The sequence below is a fragment of the Bradyrhizobium sp. CFUWI genome (genome assembly GCF_056429085.1).
Map to the genome: position 1 here is coordinate 139261 of NZ_JBWJZE010000015.1, position 16809 is coordinate 156069.

At 65.4% G+C, this 16809-nt stretch carries 15 protein-coding genes; 3 read left to right on the plus strand and 12 right to left on the minus strand.

Going from position 1 to position 16809, the window contains the following annotated elements; all coding sequences use genetic code 11:
- Window positions 1-96: 96 nt before the first annotated feature.
- The 8 genes from AC066S_RS28380 to AC066S_RS28415 form a co-directional block, all read right to left on the minus strand.
- Window positions 97-720, minus strand: a complete 624-nt coding sequence (locus AC066S_RS28380; protein WP_135165429.1) for a riboflavin synthase — start codon at window positions 718-720, stop codon at window positions 97-99.
- Window positions 720-1868: a bifunctional diaminohydroxyphosphoribosylaminopyrimidine deaminase/5-amino-6-(5-phosphoribosylamino)uracil reductase RibD gene (gene ribD, locus AC066S_RS28385; RefSeq protein WP_478271170.1), complete on the minus strand. Its 1149-nt coding sequence runs from the start codon at window positions 1866-1868 to the stop codon at window positions 720-722. Before ribD ends, AC066S_RS28380 begins: the two co-directional genes overlap by 1 nt.
- Entirely contained in the window at window positions 1865-2347 is a 483-nt protein-coding gene (gene nrdR / locus AC066S_RS28390) for a transcriptional regulator NrdR (RefSeq protein WP_028135990.1), read from the minus strand. The genes ribD and nrdR overlap by 4 nt, the downstream gene beginning before the upstream one ends.
- Before the next feature lie 29 nt (window positions 2348-2376).
- Window positions 2377-3675, minus strand: coding sequence for a serine hydroxymethyltransferase (gene glyA / locus AC066S_RS28395; RefSeq protein ID WP_126258517.1), 1299 nt, complete (start codon window positions 3673-3675; stop codon window positions 2377-2379).
- Between the two features lie 266 nt (window positions 3676-3941).
- On the minus strand, window positions 3942-4163 hold the full coding sequence (locus AC066S_RS28400; RefSeq protein WP_135165432.1) for a hypothetical protein: 222 nt from the start codon (window positions 4161-4163) through the stop codon (window positions 3942-3944).
- Between the two features lie 37 nt (window positions 4164-4200).
- A complete protein-coding gene (locus AC066S_RS28405; protein WP_135169439.1) occupies window positions 4201-4437 on the minus strand; it encodes a hypothetical protein in 237 nt (78 codons plus the stop codon).
- Between the two features lie 203 nt (window positions 4438-4640).
- The gene (gene ldtR / locus AC066S_RS28410; RefSeq protein ID WP_018320040.1) at window positions 4641-5159 is read right to left on the minus strand and encodes a transcriptional regulator LdtR; all 519 of its coding nucleotides are present in this window, start codon (window positions 5157-5159) and stop codon (window positions 4641-4643) included.
- A gap of 521 nt (window positions 5160-5680) precedes the next feature.
- Window positions 5681-6166: a DUF6163 family protein gene (locus AC066S_RS28415; protein ID WP_126258521.1), complete on the minus strand. Its 486-nt coding sequence runs from the start codon at window positions 6164-6166 to the stop codon at window positions 5681-5683.
- Window positions 6167-6291: 125 nt separating this feature from the next.
- Here AC066S_RS28415 and hemB point away from each other — a divergent pair, with 125 nt between their 5' ends.
- The 3 genes from hemB (at window position 6292) to AC066S_RS28430 (ending at window position 9075) form a co-directional block, all read left to right on the plus strand.
- Window positions 6292-7353 carry a porphobilinogen synthase gene (gene hemB, locus AC066S_RS28420; RefSeq protein WP_478271171.1) on the plus strand — a complete coding sequence of 354 codons (1062 nt, stop codon included), beginning with the start codon at window positions 6292-6294 and terminating at the stop codon, window positions 7351-7353.
- 282 nt (window positions 7354-7635) lie between these two features.
- Window positions 7636-8178, plus strand: coding sequence for an RDD family protein (locus tag AC066S_RS28425; protein ID WP_126258523.1), 543 nt, complete (start codon window positions 7636-7638; stop codon window positions 8176-8178).
- 120 nt (window positions 8179-8298) lie between these two features.
- Window positions 8299-9075 carry an arginyltransferase gene (locus tag AC066S_RS28430; protein WP_126258524.1) on the plus strand — a complete coding sequence of 259 codons (777 nt, stop codon included), beginning with the start codon at window positions 8299-8301 and terminating at the stop codon, window positions 9073-9075.
- A gap of 58 nt (window positions 9076-9133) precedes the next feature.
- Here the strand turns inward: AC066S_RS28430 and AC066S_RS28435 are convergent, their stop codons facing one another.
- The 4 genes from AC066S_RS28435 to AC066S_RS28450 are packed head-to-tail and all read right to left on the minus strand — an operon-like array spanning window position 9134 to window position 16758.
- Entirely contained in the window at window positions 9134-10534 is a 1401-nt protein-coding gene (locus AC066S_RS28435; protein ID WP_478271172.1) for a Dyp-type peroxidase, read from the minus strand.
- Window positions 10531-12342 carry a hypothetical protein gene (locus AC066S_RS28440; protein WP_478271173.1) on the minus strand — a complete coding sequence of 604 codons (1812 nt, stop codon included), beginning with the start codon at window positions 12340-12342 and terminating at the stop codon, window positions 10531-10533. Before AC066S_RS28440 ends, AC066S_RS28435 begins: the two co-directional genes overlap by 4 nt.
- A 19-nt stretch (window positions 12343-12361) precedes the next feature.
- Complete coding sequence (locus AC066S_RS28445; protein ID WP_478271174.1) at window positions 12362-13648, minus strand: cytochrome P450 family protein; 1287 nt, start codon at window positions 13646-13648, stop codon at window positions 12362-12364.
- Entirely contained in the window at window positions 13645-16758 is a 3114-nt protein-coding gene (locus AC066S_RS28450) for an ATP-binding protein (protein WP_478271175.1), read from the minus strand. The genes AC066S_RS28445 and AC066S_RS28450 overlap by 4 nt, the downstream gene beginning before the upstream one ends.
- Between the last annotated feature and the right edge of the window lie 51 nt (window positions 16759-16809).

Consider the following 16809-nt stretch of genomic DNA (forward strand, 5'->3'; position numbering starts at 1 on the left):
GTTAGAAACTGCCATTCCGGGGCGATGCAAAGCATCGAGAATCTCGAGATTCCGGGTTCGGCTCTTCGAGCCGCCCCGGAAAGACCGGCCTTGCCGTCACTTCATTTCCGTCAGTCGCGCCGCGTAGCGGGCCATCAGATCGACCTCGATATTGACCTCGTCCCCCGCCTTCCAGCCACCGATCGTGGTGACCGTCAGGGTGTGCGGGATGATCAGCACCGAAAAGGTCGCATCCTTCACCGTATTGACCGTCAGCGAGACGCCATCGAGCGTGATCGAGCCCTTGGTGGCGATGAACCGTGCCAGCTCCCGCGTGGTCGAGAGCTCGAACCGCGCCATATCGGGCAGGTCCTCGCGGCTCAGGAGGGTCGCGATGCCGTCGGCATGACCGGCGACGATGTGGCCGCCGAGCTCGTCGCCGATCTTGAGGGCGCGTTCGAGGTTGAGCTTCGTTCCGACCTTCCAGTGCCTGGCGGTGGTCAGCGCCAGCGTCTCGGCCGCGGTATCGACATCGAACCAGGTCCTTTGCTGAGAGTCCCTGCCGTCGGCAACGCCGGAGGCAACGACCGTCAGGCAGACGCCGTTGCAGGCGATCGAGGCGCCGTCGGCGATGGTGGTCTGATCATAGCGGCAGGCGATGCGCAGCCGGTGCAATTGCCCCTGCGCCACAGGCGTGAAGCCGACGATCTCGCCGATATCAGTGACAATGCCGGTGAACATTACGCGCGCTCGTAGATGGTGAGAGTATCCTTGTCGAATGTTTCGCTAGCATGAACCTTGTAGGCCTGCGACTGCGTGATTTTCGACAGGGGCAATGCATCGAGCGCATCGACGCCGCCACTGCCCACCGCTTCCGCGCCGCGGAACAGCCAGATCTCGTCGACGAGGTCGGCCGCGACGAACGAGGACGCCACCCGGCTACCGCCCTCGACCATCAGGCGGGTGATGCCCTTGCCGGCCAGTGCATGCAGCACGGCCGGTAAATCGAGCCCGGAGGCGCCTGCCGGCGGGACGCGGATCACTTGCGCGCCGGTTGCACCGAGCCGCGTCGCTGCTGCGGCTTCCGCAAGCTCAGAACCAACCACCCAGAGCGGCGTCTCGCGCGCGGAGCCTATCAGCCTGCTCGCGCCGGGAATCCGCAGGCTCTGATCGAGCACCACGCGCACCGGCGAGCGCGCCGCCATGCCCGGCAGGCGGCAGGTGAGAAGCGGATCGTCCGCCAGCACTGTGCCGATGCCGACCAGGATCGCATCGCTTTGCGCCCGCAGGAGATGCACCCGATTGCGCACCGCCTCCCCCGTGATCGCGACCGGCTTGCCGCCGGCCGCACCGATCTTGCCGTCGGGCGAGACCGCGAGCTTCAGGATCACATGCGGGCGCTGATCGCGGATACGGCGGAAATGCCCGGCATGGTCGAATGCGGCTTCCGCCGCGCACAGGCCCACGTCCACATTGATGCCGGCGGCGCGCAGGCGCGCATGCCCCTGCCCCGCGACCTCCGGATTGGGATCTTCGATCGCCGCCACCACGCGCTTGATGCCGGCCGCAATTACTGCATCGGCGCAAGGCGGCGATTTGCCGAAATGCGAGCACGGCTCCAGCGTGACGTAGAGCGTGGCACCGCGCGCGGCTTCGCCGGCCCGCAGCAAGGCTTCAGGCTCGGCATGCGGACGCCCGCCCGGCTGGGTCCAGCCGCGGCCGACGATCACGCCATCCTTGACCACGACGGCACCGACGGCCGGGTTGGGCGAGGTGCGTCCCTGCCCACGCTTGCCCAGCGCGAGCGCAAGCTGCATGAAACGAAGATCGGCGTCCTTGGCCTCGCGGGCCTTCTGCGCGAACTGATCTTCCAGGATGCGGAAGATCATTTGCGGATCGCGGCGAGCCGCGCTTCCTCCTCGCCGGAGAGCTCGCCGAGCACCTCGGCGAAATCCTTGGCCTCGCGGAAATTGCGATAGACCGAAGCGAAGCGCACATAGGCGACGTCGTCGAGCGTGCGCAGATGCTCCATCACGGTCTCCCCGATCACCTCGGAGGAGATTTCCGCTTCGCCCCCGGTCTCGAGCTCGCGCACGATGGTGGAGACCATCTTCTCCACCCGCTCCGGCTCGACCTGCCGCTTGCGCAACGAGATCTGCACCGAGCGCATCAGCTTGTCGCGGTCGAACGGCACGCGGCGGCCGTTGCGCTTGATCACCGTGAGCTCGCGCAGCTGCACGCGCTCGAAGGTGGTGAAGCGGAAATTGCAGGCGACGCATACGCGCCGCCTGCGGATCACGGACGAGTCCTCGGTCGGACGCGAGTCCTTTACCTGCGTATCGAGACTGTTGCAGTTCGGACAGCGCATCCGCTTGCCTTGATCAGTTTGTCTTGACCTTACTGATAGATCGGGAACCGATCGGTGAGCGCCTTGACCCGTTCCTTGATCGCAGCTTCCACCAGCGGCGCCTTGCCGTCGGCGGATTGCGCGATCGCATTGAGGACCTCGGCGATCATGCCGCCGACCTGCTGGAATTCGGCCACGCCGAAGCCGCGGCTGGTCGCGGCCGGCGTGCCGAGCCGAATGCCCGACGTGACGAAAGGCGACTCGGGGTCGAACGGGATGCCGTTCTTGTTGCAGGTGATAGCGGCGCGGACCAGCGCCTTCTCCGAGACGTTACCCTTCAGGCCCTTCGGCCGCAGATCGACCAGCATCAGATGATTGTCGGTGCCGCCGGAGACGATATCGAGACCATGGCCCTTCAGAGTCTCGGCCAGCGCCTTGGCGTTCTCGACGACGTTCCTGGCATAGACCTTGAAGTCCGGCCGCAGCGCCTCGCCGAAGGCGACCGCCTTCGCCGCGATCACGTGCATCAGGGGACCGCCCTGCAGGCCCGGGAAGATCGCCGAGTTGAGCTTCTTGGTCAGCGTCTCGTCATTCCACAGCATGAGGCCGCCACGCGGACCGCGCAGCGATTTGTGCGTCGTGGTGGTGGTGACGTGGGCGTACGGCACGGGCGAGGCATGTACGCCGCCGGCGACGAGCCCGGCGAAGTGCGCCATGTCCACCAGCAGGTAGGCGCCGACGCTGTCCGCGATCTCGCGGAAGCGCTTGAAGTCCCAGGCGCGCGAATAGGCCGAGCCGCCGGCGATGATCAGCTTCGGCTTGACCTGCTCGGCCTGCTTGGCCACCGCATCCATGTCGATGATCTGGTCTTCGCGGCGCACGGTGTAGTGCGCGGCCTTGAACCACTTGCCGCTCATGTTGACGGGCGAGCCGTGGGTGAGATGGCCGCCGGCCGCGAGATCGAGGCCCATGAAGGTGTCGCCGGGCTGCAGTAGCGCCAGAAACACCGCCTGGTTCATCTGGCTGCCGGAATTCGGCTGCACGTTGGCGAAGTTCGCGCCGAACAGCTTCTTGGCGCGATCGATCGCGAGGTTCTCAGCGACGTCGACCCACTCACAACCGCCGTAATAGCGCGCGCCCGGATAGCCTTCCGCGTATTTGTTGGTCATCACCGAACCCTGCGCTTCCAGCACGGCCCGGCTGACGATGTTCTCGGAGGCGATCAGCTCGACCTCATGGCGCTGCCGGCCGAGCTCGCCCTTGATGGCGGCGGCGATTTCGGGGTCGGCCTGCTCCAGCGAGGCGGTGAAAAACGAATCGGGCGCGGAGGCGGTCTTGGGTGCGGTCATCTGCGAATATCTCCACCGCCGCGGCCTTTTGGCGGGCTGCGGGCGGGTCTGGTGTGGCGGTCGGAAGCACGCGCGATCTACCACATCGCCCGCAACAGGCCAAGCATTTGCGGGTCGGGCCTGATATTTATGCCAGATATGGTGGAGAGTGGAGGTTTTCGGTGATCGGGCTGGGCCGCTGCGCCCCCACCCGCCTTAGTCGGAATGGGGCCGCTTCGGGCCTTAGCTGGTCATGCCCGAAGCCGCGGGCTCCGGCAGAAGGCGCATCACAGCCCCGTATACCCCGCCTTGACCGGGTCCACGCTGCCGTCGAGCTGGCGCAGATAGGTCAGGCCGCACACCGTCAACCTGTGGGGGTCCTTCTCGCCGGCTTCCATCAGTGTGGTCAGGTAGTTGGTCACCTTCATGCGCGCCTCCTCGCTGGCCGCGGCGGTGCGGTTGGCGAGCAGGTCATAGGTCTGCATGATGCGGTCGATGGCGGCTTCCATGGCACCCTCTGGTTGGTCGATGGTTTGAGATTGTTGATCAGGCAACCGCGCGGGCCCCGGACTGCGCCTGGAATTGGGCGATGGCCTTATTGGCGAGCCTGATCCTGTTGAATTCGCCCTGCTGGAGCAGCTTGATGATGATCCCGAGCAGGTGTTCGTCGGTGACGAGCGTATCCGGGATCGTGCCGGAGCGGCGAAGGTAGTTCGCGGCGATGGCGTAGGCCTCGCTCACGAGTTCCACGTTCATCGCCTGAAGCCCGCGCTCGACCAGCATCGCCCTGTCTCCGATCCCGAGGGAGATAAGCCCTCGGCCCGGAACTTGTTCCGCGCAGCCGCGGATTTTTTTCGCAGGTGCAAAAATGGAAACGCACCGGCCCCGGGGCAATTCCGGGCCGGCGCGCTGGGGAAGTCAGGCACGTTCGGGCAGGCTTGCCGGTCTTGTTGCGGGCCGGCTTGACCTTGGTCCCTTCGGAAAGCTCAGAGGCGATAGAGGATCTGGTCGGTCCAGAACCGCTCGAGGCGATGCAGCGACTTGTTGAGGGTCGAGAACTCCTCGCCCGAGATGCCGCCGACCTGCTCCACCGTCTTGACGTGCTTCTGGTAGAGCGCATCGACGATGCGGCGGACTTCCTGGCCCTGCGGGGTCAGGCGAATGCGCACCGAGCGGCGATCGACGCGCGAGCGCTGATGATCGAGGAAGCCGAGCTCGACCAGCTTCTTCAGATTGTAGGAGACGTTGGAGCCGAGATAGTAACCGCGCGTGCGCAGCTCGCCCGCGGTCAGCTCCTTGTCGCCGATGTTGTAGAGCAGGAGCGCCTGCACCGAGTTGATGTCCGCACGGCCGCGGCGATCGAATTCGTCCTTGATCACGTCGAGGAGCCGGCGATGCAGCCGCTCCACCAGAGTCAAAGCTTCCAGATAGAGCGACTGCACCGAACCCTGCTGGCCGGAGACGCGCTCTGCGGTATCTGCCGCAGTTGCGACGGCTTTCATCATGACACTTCCCCTGTTGTCGTTTTTGTCGACACTTATTCGACGAAACTTGTGTCCCGCCTGATAGGTGCAACTTAAGGGGCTCGTTTGAAGATCGGCTTAAATAAGAGAATAAAGAGATCATGAATTTAAGACAGTGAATTGCGGATTAAGCCTGTGCCACAAGTACTTTTCGAAAGCCTCTGTTGACCTTCGCAAGGTCCTGTTCACCCTCCGTCCGCCCCAGTTGTCGCATTCCAGAACAGGCCCGCCTTGTTTCGAAACGGGCGCGTAACAGCTGTGGCGGAACCGGCTGGTCAACGAAAACTTACCGCAAATTTTAGGCAACCAGCGGTCAACCAAACGCAACACTCTCGTGTCCCGGACGAGCGCTCGTGTCCCGGACGAGCGAAGCCAAGATCCGGGACCCAGGAGCCACAAACGAGAACGCGGAGAGATGGGCCCCGGCTCTGCAATGCATCACGCCGCAAGTGCGGCGCGCTGCGCTGCGTCCGGGGCACGAGCGCGCGTTGCGGTCGTCCGCGCTACGGCGGCCGTTCGCGCGCGGCCATCCAGGCAAGCGCGAGATAGGCGGCGAGCATGAAGGCTTCGACGCCGACGACGACCAGGCTGCCGCCGTAGATGCCCGGAAACATCAGCTCGATCACCGCCATCGACACCACGGTGGTCAGCCACACCACTGCGCCCCACGGCGTTGCCAGCCACAGGCCGACGGCGGCGACGAGCTCGATCACGGCAAAGTAGACGGTCGCCGCCTGCCAGGCCATGGACTGGTTCTCGAACGCCTCGTCCTCGCCGCCGACAAAGCCCGTCACCTGCGCCCAGTGATAAAGACCTTTCAGGATCGACAGCAGCGCCATCACCCGCAGGAACAGCACCAGGCGGCGCGTCCAGACATTGTCGTCGGACTCGGCCCGCTCCGACGAGATCGCAGCGACGGAGATCGCGTTGTCTCTGTTATTGTCCCTGGCGCTGTCGCGGGCCGCATCGCGGGTGGAGATCTCGGACATGGTCCCCCTTCTGGCTGCTTCGGCCCGCAAAATCAATCGGCTGCCCCCTCCTTGCGGCAGGTCAAGCCGCGGTGACGGGAACCGTGCGAGCTGGTATAAGAATAATTCCAGCCGGAGGAAGAGTGATGGCGATCAAATACGGACGTCCGATCGAATTGCGCGAGGTCTCGCGCCACGAGGGCACCGCGGTGCCCCATGCCCTCGATCTGACCGTCCGGCCGCGCCGCAACCGCAAGGCCGAATGGGCCCGGCGCATGGTGCGGGAGAACGTGCTCACCACCGACGATTTGATCTGGCCGCTGTTCCTGATCGACGGCAACAACAAGCGCGAGCAGGTCGCCTCGATGCCCGGCGTCGAGCGCCTCAGTGTCGATCAGGCCGTGCGCGAGGCCGAGCGCGCCGTGAAGCTCACCATCCCCTGCATCGCGCTGTTTCCCTACACCGAGCCGTCCTTGCGCGACGAGGAAGGCTCTGAAGCGACCAACCCGAACAACCTGGTCTGCCAGGCCGTGCGCGCGATCAAGAAGGAGTTTCCGGAGATCGGCCTGCTCTGCGACGTCGCGCTCGATCCGTTCACCAGCCACGGCCATGACGGCCTGATTTCCGACGGCAAGATCCTGAACGACGAGACGGTCGCCGTGCTGGTGCGCCAGGCCCTGGTGCAGGCCGAAGCCGGCTGCGACATCATCGCGCCCTCGGACATGATGGACGGCCGCGTCGCCGCGATCCGCGAAGGGCTGGACCGCTCCGGCCTGCTCGACGTGCAGATCATGGCCTACGCGGCCAAATACGCCTCGGCCTTCTACGGCCCGTTCCGCGATGCCATCGGCTCGGCCAAGACGCTCACCGGCGACAAGCGTACCTATCAGATGGACAGCGCCAACAGCGACGAGGCACTGCGCGAGGTCGAGCTCGACATCACCGAGGGCGCCGACATGGTGATGGTGAAGCCCGGCATGCCCTATCTCGACGTGGTCCGCCGCGTGAAGGACACCTTCGCGATGCCGACCTTCGCCTACCAGGTCTCGGGCGAATACGCGATGATCGCGGCCGCCGCGAACAACGGCTGGCTCGACGGCGATCGCGCGATGATGGAGAGCCTGCTCGCCTTCAAGCGCGCCGGCGCCGACGGCGTGCTGAGCTACTTTGCGCCGAAGGCGGCGGAGAAGCTGCGCGCCCAAGGATAAGGTGCCGTAGGGTAAGGTGCCCTAGAATGGGCAAAGCGACTTGTCCGCCGTAGCTCGCAGAGCGAAGGCGGAAGCGTGCCCACCAATCCATCGTGCAGAACAGCGAGCAATGGTGGGCACGGCGCTACGCGCCTTTGCCCACCCTACGGCAGCTGCGTGCGCGGCTGCCCCGCCCCCGAATCGCCGGAATATTTCGGCTTGTTAATGTCCATGCACCCTTGGCACGGAGATGGCCTATTCCCATGTCTTGCCACGGGGTTTTCCCCCTTGGGAGGACGGACCATGTCGTACGACTCGGGCAATTCAGGCGCCTGGCGCAATGACGGCGGGGTGCAGCCGCACGCCTACGACCCCTATCTGCAGCCGGAGCTGTTCCGGGGCGTTGCGACGCGGCGGGTGTTCGCCTTCCTGATCGACATGGTCGTGATCTCCGTGCCGGTGATCCTCGGCTACATCTTCATCGCGTTGTTCGGCGTGGTTACGCTCGGCATCGGCTGGGCGCTGTTCTGGCTGGCCTGGCCCGCCTCGGTGATCTGGGCCATCGTCTATTACGGCGCCTGCATCGGCGGTCCTTCGTCGGCGACCATCGGCATGCGCCTGATGGATCTGGAGCTGCGCACCTGGTACGGCGCGCCAGGCTATTTCGTGCTCGGCGCCACCCATGCCGTGCTGTTCTGGGTGACGGTCTCGTTCCTGACGCCTTTCGTGGTGCTGGTCGGCCTGTTCAACGGCCGCCGGCGGCTGCTGCACGATTTCGTGCTGGGAACGGTCGTGATCAACAATTCCGTCCGCGCACCGGTGCCACAGGGCGCCAGAAGCTGGTGATCAAGAACCTGTCAACCAGGAGCGACTAAAGCTGTCTGATCCGACCCGCCGAGCAGACCGATTGACCAAGGGCTTCCGTAGCGCGATGCTGACATTCACTTCGGAGGCCCACGACGTCCCTTGACCCAGCACTCGCGCGACACCCCCCAATTTTACCTTACGGCGCCCTCCCCCTGCCCGTATTTGCCGGGCCGGCATGAGCGCAAGGTGTTCACGCATCTGGTGGGGGACCGGGCCGGCGACCTCAATGACCTGCTGACCCATGGCGGCTTCCGCCGCAGCCAGTCGATCGCCTACCGGCCGGCCTGCGACCAGTGCCGCGCCTGCGTCTCGGTCCGGGTCGTCGCCAACGAGTTCCGGCCCTCGCGCAACTTCCGCAAGGTGATGGCGCGCAACGCCGACATCATCGGCGAGCAGCGCAGCGCGGTGCCCACCTCCGAGCAATATTCCGTGTTTCGGGCCTATCTCGACGCCCGCCACCGCCACGGCGGCATGGCCGACATGACCGTGCTCGACTACGCCATGATGGTCGAGGACAGCCATGTCGAGACCCGCATCATCGAATACCGCAAGCGCGGCCCCGACAGCGGTGTCACCGGCCGCGGCGAGGAGCTGATCGCCGTCGCCCTCACCGACGTGCTCAGCGACGGCCTGTCGATGGTCTATTCGTTCTTCGAGCCGAGCCAGGTCAGCCGCTCGATGGGCACCTTCATGATCCTCGACCACATCGCCCGCGCCCGCCGGCAGGGGCTGCCTTACGTCTATCTCGGCTACTGGATCGAGGGCTCGAAGAAGATGGACTACAAGGCCCGCTTCCTGCCGCAGCAGCGCCTCGCGCCCTCCGGCTGGCTGCGCATCGACGCGCAGGGCGATGCGGCGTCCGAGCCGCAGGATTGAGGCGCGGTCCGGAAGAGCGCGAAGCGCCTTCCGCAAAGGTCATTCGCAAACAACAACCTCAAGCGCGTGCGATGAAGTTCAGCGCTGTGATCCCCGGCAGAAAGAAGTAACCCCCGCCGAGCGTCTGCGTGAAGTGTTGCAGCGAAACCTCGCCGCCGCTCGCCTGGCCGGGAATGGTGAAGGCCTTCGGGCACGGCTGCGACCCGACGATCGGGTCGTCCTGGCTCTCGAGCGCTCCAAATCGCCGGTTCTGCAGCCAGCGCTGGTGGATGAACTCGAACTGCCGCTCGAGATCCGCATTGCAGGCGATGAAGAAAATACCTTGGCGGCCCGACTTCTCGCGATAGGGCCGCCCACGCCGCAGTAGCCGGTGCAGCTTCGACGACTTGATGCTCGACTGAACGTCGATACCAAGTGAGTCCCGGGGATTGGAGCGGCGCACATGGGCGCCGTTGGGACACATGAAACCGTTGGCGTCCTCGACGCGATAGCGGAATGCATCGGCGACCGAATCCGACACAGGCACGGCCGGATCGCCTTTCCACGACAACGGCAGCCCGTTCTTCCGGCGCCCCATCAGCTTCTCGCCGGCCGAGACGCCGTTCGCCGCTGCAAAGTCCGTATTCGCGGCTTCAAACGCCTCGAAGGCGGCCACATCCTGCTCGAATTGACGTACGGCAAGGTAGCTTCCGTTCAGGGTGAACTGCCCGCTGGCACTGGTCCATCCCTCCACGTTCGGGCAAAAGGTCAGCTCGTCGTACTCGTTGCGATAGCCCAGGATGAATTCGCCCGGCTCCACGACCCGGTCGTCATAGAGATCGCGAGCGCCCTCTCGCGCCTGCTTCAAGCTCTCGCCATCCTGGTCCCTGAGGCCCCGGATCACTGGCTGGGCGAGCCCATCGCGAAACCCGAACGGCTCACGCAGCTTGCCATCCCCGTCGAAGAAGTCGGATTCCTCCCCCACCTCGATAACGGAGAAGGCGTGCGGATCGATCGCGGGCAGCCGCGAAGCTGCGCCGCGCGTCTTCCATTCCGCCAGCAGGATGTGCACCACCTCGCCGCCGCCGGGGCCTTCGCGATCGGTCCAGGTCCACTGCCGGTATTCGTCCCGCAACAGCTTGGCGCGCAATTCGCTGCCCATGCCGCTGCGGAACGGCGTCGGAAACGGATGTTCGCTGGTTTCCCGGCAGCCCAGCTTCGTCAGCCCCGAATAGGTGAAGCCGATCGCGACGACGGCATCGAGAGGCTCCTTCTGCTGCTTCTCCTGCTTCGGCTTGCCAACCTGTTCTGCGCTGGCGACCAGGCCGGTGTCGAGCAGCCGCGCCAGCCATGCCTTCGCGAGCCTCTCGTCGAGGATCGTCAGCAGCCTGAAACGGCTGGTGGTGAGCGAGCCGAAGCCGCTCTTCAACATGCCCTGGATGTCGTGGCTTTGTTCGGAGAGACGTGGAGCGTACCTCATGTCTCGATGGCCCTCATGATCAGATCGTCATTCTTCTCGTTGCGCTCGCCGAACAAGGCATCGCGCAGCCCCGTGGCGAGATTGATCTGGTCGACTGTCCGGTTGCAGGCGTCGAAATGGTAGAGATGCGGCAGCATGCTGTCGCGCGCATAGGACTTGAATCTCAGTTCGCACTTCACGCCGCGAAACACCACGAAGCGCGTCGGCGGAAAGCTGCGCGGCATTGCGATGCCGGGCTGTCCGGGCAGCGCCGGAGCACGTGGACGCAGCTCGGTCCAGCGCCAGGCAAGCGTGGTGCCGACGGCCGCGCCGTTGATGAAGTCGTCGAGATAGCCGCCGAAATTGCCGTCGTAGTTCGAGCAGAACAGAAAGCGGCGACCGTTGTCGATGACGTGCCAATGCCCGAAATGGATGCCCGGCGCGTTGCCGAGCCAGCCTTGCGTGAAGAACACGCGTCCGGCAAACGTCACGATCCGCAGCGCCACCCGGATGCACCAGGCGCTCCACCATTGCGGACCGCGCAGCTCCGTAAGGCTGAACATATGCTGGGTTCCATCGACCAGATCGGCCTCGCATCGCTCGATCGACGGATGGATCTGCTGGGCGCGCGGAACGTCGTCCTCGAGCGGATGAAAGAACTGCTCACTCAGCTTCTTGAACCGGCGGTTGAGCCGGTAAGACAGCGCACCGATGCAAAGCACCGCGGCGATCGCGACGACGGCGATCCCGGTGATCTGCAATCCGGTCAGCTTTGGCAGCTTCGGTTCGACGACATGAGCCATATAGTCCGGTGCCACCGCGTAGGCCAGCGGCGCGAACGTGTAGGCAAGGGCGCACGCGGCGACGGCCAGCAGCAGCGGCACACCGATCAGCCAGCCACCCGCATAGGTGGCCAGCGACGAGAGCGTCTGGGTCGGCCGATCGAGCTCCTGCTGGACGCTGTTCAGCCAGCGCCTCCAGGACACGAATTGAGCGGGCAGCGGCACCAGGAACAGCCAGACCAGGAATGCGATCAGTGCGAACGCCAGCAGCCCGTGCCAGCTCATCGTCAGCAGGCATTCGGTCGTCTTGGTGACGGCGTCTTCGATGGCCCGCCCCACGTGCCCCGGTTCGCCGAAGAACCAGTTATAGGCCCGCGGAAGGGCCCAGACGATTCCGAGCACGACGAACCACAGCACGATCGCCGCCACGGGATAAGCGAGCTTCGCACCGCTGCTCGCCCCCTTCCCGCGCCAATAGGATCGCGGCGCGCGTTTGACCGCCCACTCGAAACGGGGATTGGCGTAAGCCCACCGCGCCAGTGCCAGGGCGAATGCGGTGCGGTCGTTGCTGTATTTCGGCTTCAGCTTTCGCGCTTCGATGCGCGTCTGATCCAGCAGGTCGCTCTCCATCCTGATCTGCCGGACCGAACGGTCGCGCGCGCCGACGAAGCCGCCGGCGGCGATGCTGTGCCAGCTCATCAGCTGGTTCAGCAATTGCTCCTTGTCCTTGGCTGTGGGCACGGCGACATGGGGAGCGACCATGCCGCCGAACAGCGTCCACATCGCGCCGTCGGGATGGTAGACGAGGCGGTACAGCAGATCGTAAGGGCGCAACCCCTCCTCCACCGCAAGCTCGAGCACGAGCACCGGCTGCTGGTTCGGGGCGCCAGCCAAGGCCGGAAGCAGCCCGATCGAGGCGAAGTGCACCACCGCGACGTCCTCCAGCAGGGCATCCAATGCATCGTGATGCTGCTTTGGAATTTCCGCTCCGCCGCCCCAGCCTGGCGCAACGATGCAGATCATCTGCTGCCGGACGATCTCGAGCATGACCGTGTTCTCCGCTCACTCAGGTGGTACGCATGCGCATGCGCAGCATCAGCGGCCCGTCATAGGCGATGGCCTTGCCTTCACCGCGCGCCAGTTGCAGCCGCGGCAAGGTGAGCAGGCCGATCAGCGCGCTTGTCAGGATCTCAACCGCATGATCCCGCGCGGGACATTGGCGGTAGCCGTATCCGAACATGAGATACCGCAAGGCATCGTTCTTGCCCCAATCGCGATCCGGGCAGAAGCGACCGCTCTGGGGAACGGCGCTGGGATCGAACATCGCTGCGATCGACAGCAGCGAGACCTTGCCGCCGCCCGGACATCCGGCGTTGTATCGCGCTCCGGTCTCCATTTCCGTGTCGCGCGGCACGTCGCGCGCCAGCAGCGGAAAGATCGGCCGGAAGCGCATCAACTCGAGCACATGGTTGCGCACGATCTTGCGAAACTCGGGATCGGTCCAGACGCCGGGCTCGCCGAGCTTGCCGGCCTTCGATCGCAGCTCCTCGTAGACCTTCGCGCGTCCCAGCAGCTCCTGGACGATAAGGGCTCCCGACTGAACGGTGACAGGATGCGATATCCAGGCAAGGCCGACCGCATTCCGTTCAATGTCCTCGGAGGCGCTCTTGACGCCCCAGGCGGCGCCGATCGGGCCGCTCACGCGATCGATCCGCGCCTGCAGCGCATCCCCGCAGGCTTCGGCCCGTCGCCGAAGATCGAGTGTCGCCAGGCTGCCGGCCAGGAGTTGCCCTGCGACATAGCGGATTTCGAGCATGTATTGTCGTTGCAAGCCTTCGTCGACATCGCCTTGTGCGGAAGCGGTCGTCGACCCCGCCACCACCGCGCCCGTGGCCGCGCCGAACAGCGGCCGCATGGCGTGGAATACGACCCACATCAGGTAGTCTTCGATCAGGTCGAATGCGCCCGCCCCGCGCCCGCTCAGAGCCTTGATCCGTCGCTGCGCCTCGGCATCGGAATCGGCGGGAACGTCCAGCGACGCCAGCCGCGCATGGACCAGATCCCGATCAGCCGAATAGGTCGGGCCGGGGTCCATCCCGATGAGATAGTCGCCAGACACCATGTTGGCGGCATGCGCCGTGTTGGAGAAGCTGCGCGTCCGCGTCAGCACGTCCTTGACGGCACTGGCGCGCGCCGCCAAGCCGAGCCGGCCTCCGACCGAAGGCCAGTGTCGAAGCAGTGCGCCGAATGCGCGCAAGACGGTGGTGTGCCGGTTGAGCCAGCAGAACAGGCCATAGGAGAGACGGCGGGCTCCCGGTGGCAACGCGTCGGGTTCATAGGTCGAGAGTTTCATGCTGCATACCCGTCCTTCCGCCCATCTGCGAGCGCCGCGGCGGCCTGTTTGCGATAGTGGGGCATGCCCAGACGGTCCGCCGCCTCGGCGGCTTGCTTGAAATTCGCTTCCGCGCCTGTCAGATCGCCCGCCTGCCGCAAGGTTTCCGCCAGCTCGTACAGAGCTTCGGTCTGGTGGCCGTATTCTTCGACGGTCTCCTCGACGGCCTTGCGACCGACCGCGATCGCATCGTCGAGCCGACCGAGCTTGCGATAGGCGACGCCCAGGCTCACGCGCATGAACGTCCTGCCGTAGGGCCCGGCAGCCTCGTAGATGCGGTCGGCGAACCCCTTCTCCAGCATCGTCGCCGCCTCGGCGGCCTTGCCGTTGCGCGCAAGCGCGCTGCCGAGAACGCCCGTGCAAACCGAAAGCATGGTCGGGACGTTGTGCGTCACGCATTGCTGCACGCCCGCGCGCATCAAGGTCTCGGCAGGATCGAGCTCCATGCCCTCGATCCATATCTGCGACTGGACGGTGTCGATCAGCAGCCGGGAATAGGGATGGTTGATGTTCGACAGGATCACGTAGGCCCTGGCACAGAACGCGTGGGCGGTTGCACTGTCTCCCAGTCGCCAGAGCGTGCTGGCATGAAACGCATACAGATTGACGATGGGAATGGCGGCCCATCCGGATTGGACGACATGCGCCGACAATTCCGGTCCGTAGTCAGAGAGCAGAACCTGGCCTTCGACGGCGGCCTCTGCATATCGACCGAGAGCGTGGAGGTGCATCAGGCGGGTCTGATGCGCCGCCATCATCATGTGGCGGCGCTGCGCCAGGCGGGCCGCCTCCAGACCCTGTGAAGCATACCGCAGACCCTGCTCGAAGCGTCCGCGCATCCACAGGAACACCGCCGTCTCGGTCGACACCGCCGCTCGTGCGCGCTGATCGTTCAGCTGAACCGCGATGGCTTCCGCACGCTCCATATTGCTGAAGATGTCGTCGATCTGGCCGAGAGCCAGCATCGCCCCGATCGCCTCCAGCCGAAGCGCGAGTTCCAGGGTCTGCGCAACCGAGGCGTCATCGACACGGCGGGCGGCCTGAAGTCCCTTCTCGAACGATTGAAGGGCCTCCTGATTGGCCGAGCGCGAGATGGCACGCGCCATCGACTTGACGGTGAATCTCGCCGCCTGCTCCCATTCCTCCCCTTTGAAGGCATGGTGCGCCAGCGCCGGCGCGATATCCGCCTCAGCGGCCCCTGGCCGCGCATGCAGCGCCAGGAAGGCCTGCCGGTGCAGCGCCTTCAGCCGCGCGCGCGTGAGAGCGGCGAGCACGACGTCGCGCACCAATGCGTGGCGAAACGCGAACGCGTGCTGCTCGAGCGAACCGCGCGCCTGATCCGGCCCCGCCAACAACCCGGATGCAACGCACAGACCCAGCAATTCTTCTGCACGCCCCAGGTCCACGGCCTGCATCGCGGCGATCAGTTCGCGCGTGATGGGGTCGCCAAGGATCGCCGCGGCTTCGAGCGCGGATTTGGCGGCTTCGGGCAGCCTGTCGACGCGCGCACTGATCACCGCGGCGATGGAGCCCGGCACGCGCAGCTCTCCGGGCGGGCGCTGCAGCCGGTATGCACCCGGCGTTCCCTCGAGTGATCCGTCGTCGATCAGCGTAATGACCAACTGCTCCAGGAAGAATGGATTGCCGTCGGCGCGCGCGACCAATTCGCTCATGATGCCGAGCACGGACAGTTCATCCCCCAGCAGGGCGCGCGCGAGCCTGAGCATCTCGCCGTCGCGGAGAGGCTCGATCATCCGCTCTGCAAACCACGGTGCCTCGCGCCACTGATGGTCGAAATCGGGTCGATAGCTGACGCAGACGAGGATCGGCAGTCCCTGAAGCTTTGGAAGCAGGGCCTCGAACAGCCGCCGGCTCTCGCGGTCGGCCAGGAAAACGTCCTCGAGCACGAGCACGAACGGGCCCGCCTGGGCGCGTCTGCGCACGAGCCATAGCAATGCCTCGCCGATGCGACGTCGCCGCTGCACCGGGTTCAGCGCCAGCCAGGCCTGATCCGGTGCCGCAAGATCCAACAGGTCATTGATCGCCGCGAGATGTGCGGCTGCCTCGGGGGCCCATTCGGCGACCAGGGTTCGCCCAACGGATTGTGCATCCGTCCCGCCTGTTTGCGGCAACCGGGCCAGGCTCGCGATCAGGTCCGCGGCGGTGCTGTAGGCGCGCGCGCTCGCATAACCTCTCGCCTGCGAAAGGCAGACGTCGATGCCCTGATCTGCAAGCGCGGCGATCCAGTCGGCGATCAAGCGGGACTTGCCGATTCCGGCATCGCCGCACAGCCCGACCGTTCGCATCACGCCGGTTCGAACGATGTCGAGATCCCCGGCCAGCATCCGCAAGGAATCCTCGCGGCCGACCAGGGGCGCCCAGCGCTGCTTGCGCGTCAGCGGCGCCGCCGCCGAGCTTTCGGTCGCGACCACGACCTCATGGAGTTCGACCGGACCGTCCAGCCCTCGAACCGAGCGCATCCCGACCGGCCGCGTGTCGATCTGCTGCGCGACGAGGCGCTGCGTCGCGGCACTGATCAGAATGCCGCCGGGCGGAGCCATCTTTTCGAGCCGCGATGCAAGGTGAATCGTCTTGCCGTCTGCTCCGTAGTGCGACCAGCCGTATTGTCCGACGACGCCGACCAGGACTTCGCCCGAATTGATGCCGACGCGCAGCATCGGGCTGGCCACGCCCTGAACCGCGTGGCCGGGAATGGTTGCTCGCTGCATCTTGAGGGCGGCAAGGCACGCCCGCAGCGCGTGATCCTCCTGCGCCACGGGTGCGCCGAACAAGGCGACGAGCCCGTCGCCGAGCAACTGGCTGACCGTGCCGCCATAGGTCCCGACCGCCTCAGCCAAATGGTTCAGCGCCTTGCCGAGATAGTTGCGGGATTCCTCGGGGTCGGCGTGCTGGAGCAGGGATGTCGAGTCACATACGTCGACGAAGAGAACGCTGACCTGCTTGTTTTCAGTCAGCATCTGTGACCGAACCGCGGTGTAATCGTGCAGCGGAACAATCCGCGCCTCGCGGTCAAGTGTGCTGGCAACCGATGCAGCGGCGGGCTGCTCCACGGCACGATCGAGGCGCGCGCCGCATTGAGAGCAGAAGCGGTGCTCGCGGGA

What these genes read in the sequence shown, in the direction of transcription:
- ribD (WP_478271170.1), bottom strand. Translation starts at nt 1,868, where the DNA reads ATGATCTTCCGCATCCTGGAAGATCAGTTCGCGCAGAAGGCCCGCGAG.
- glyA (WP_126258517.1), bottom strand. Translation starts at nt 3,675, where the DNA reads ATGACCGCACCCAAGACCGCCTCCGCGCCCGATTCGTTTTTCACCGCC.
- AC066S_RS28380 (WP_135165429.1), bottom strand. Translation starts at nt 720, where the DNA reads ATGTTCACCGGCATTGTCACTGATATCGGCGAGATCGTCGGCTTCACG.
- AC066S_RS28440 (WP_478271173.1), bottom strand. Translation starts at nt 12,342, where the DNA reads ATGCTCGAGATCGTCCGGCAGCAGATGATCTGCATCGTTGCGCCAGGC.
- AC066S_RS28445 (WP_478271174.1), bottom strand. Translation starts at nt 13,648, where the DNA reads ATGAAACTCTCGACCTATGAACCCGACGCGTTGCCACCGGGAGCCCGC.
- ldtR (WP_018320040.1), bottom strand. Translation starts at nt 5,159, where the DNA reads ATGATGAAAGCCGTCGCAACTGCGGCAGATACCGCAGAGCGCGTCTCC.
- AC066S_RS28415 (WP_126258521.1), bottom strand. Translation starts at nt 6,166, where the DNA reads ATGTCCGAGATCTCCACCCGCGATGCGGCCCGCGACAGCGCCAGGGAC.
- hemB (WP_478271171.1), top strand. Translation starts at nt 6,292, where the DNA reads ATGGCGATCAAATACGGACGTCCGATCGAATTGCGCGAGGTCTCGCGC.
- AC066S_RS28425 (WP_126258523.1), top strand. Translation starts at nt 7,636, where the DNA reads ATGTCGTACGACTCGGGCAATTCAGGCGCCTGGCGCAATGACGGCGGG.
- AC066S_RS28400 (WP_135165432.1), bottom strand. Translation starts at nt 4,163, where the DNA reads ATGGAAGCCGCCATCGACCGCATCATGCAGACCTATGACCTGCTCGCC.
- AC066S_RS28435 (WP_478271172.1), bottom strand. Translation starts at nt 10,534, where the DNA reads ATGAGGTACGCTCCACGTCTCTCCGAACAAAGCCACGACATCCAGGGC.
- AC066S_RS28405 (WP_135169439.1), bottom strand. Translation starts at nt 4,437, where the DNA reads ATGCTGGTCGAGCGCGGGCTTCAGGCGATGAACGTGGAACTCGTGAGC.
- nrdR (WP_028135990.1), bottom strand. Translation starts at nt 2,347, where the DNA reads ATGCGCTGTCCGAACTGCAACAGTCTCGATACGCAGGTAAAGGACTCG.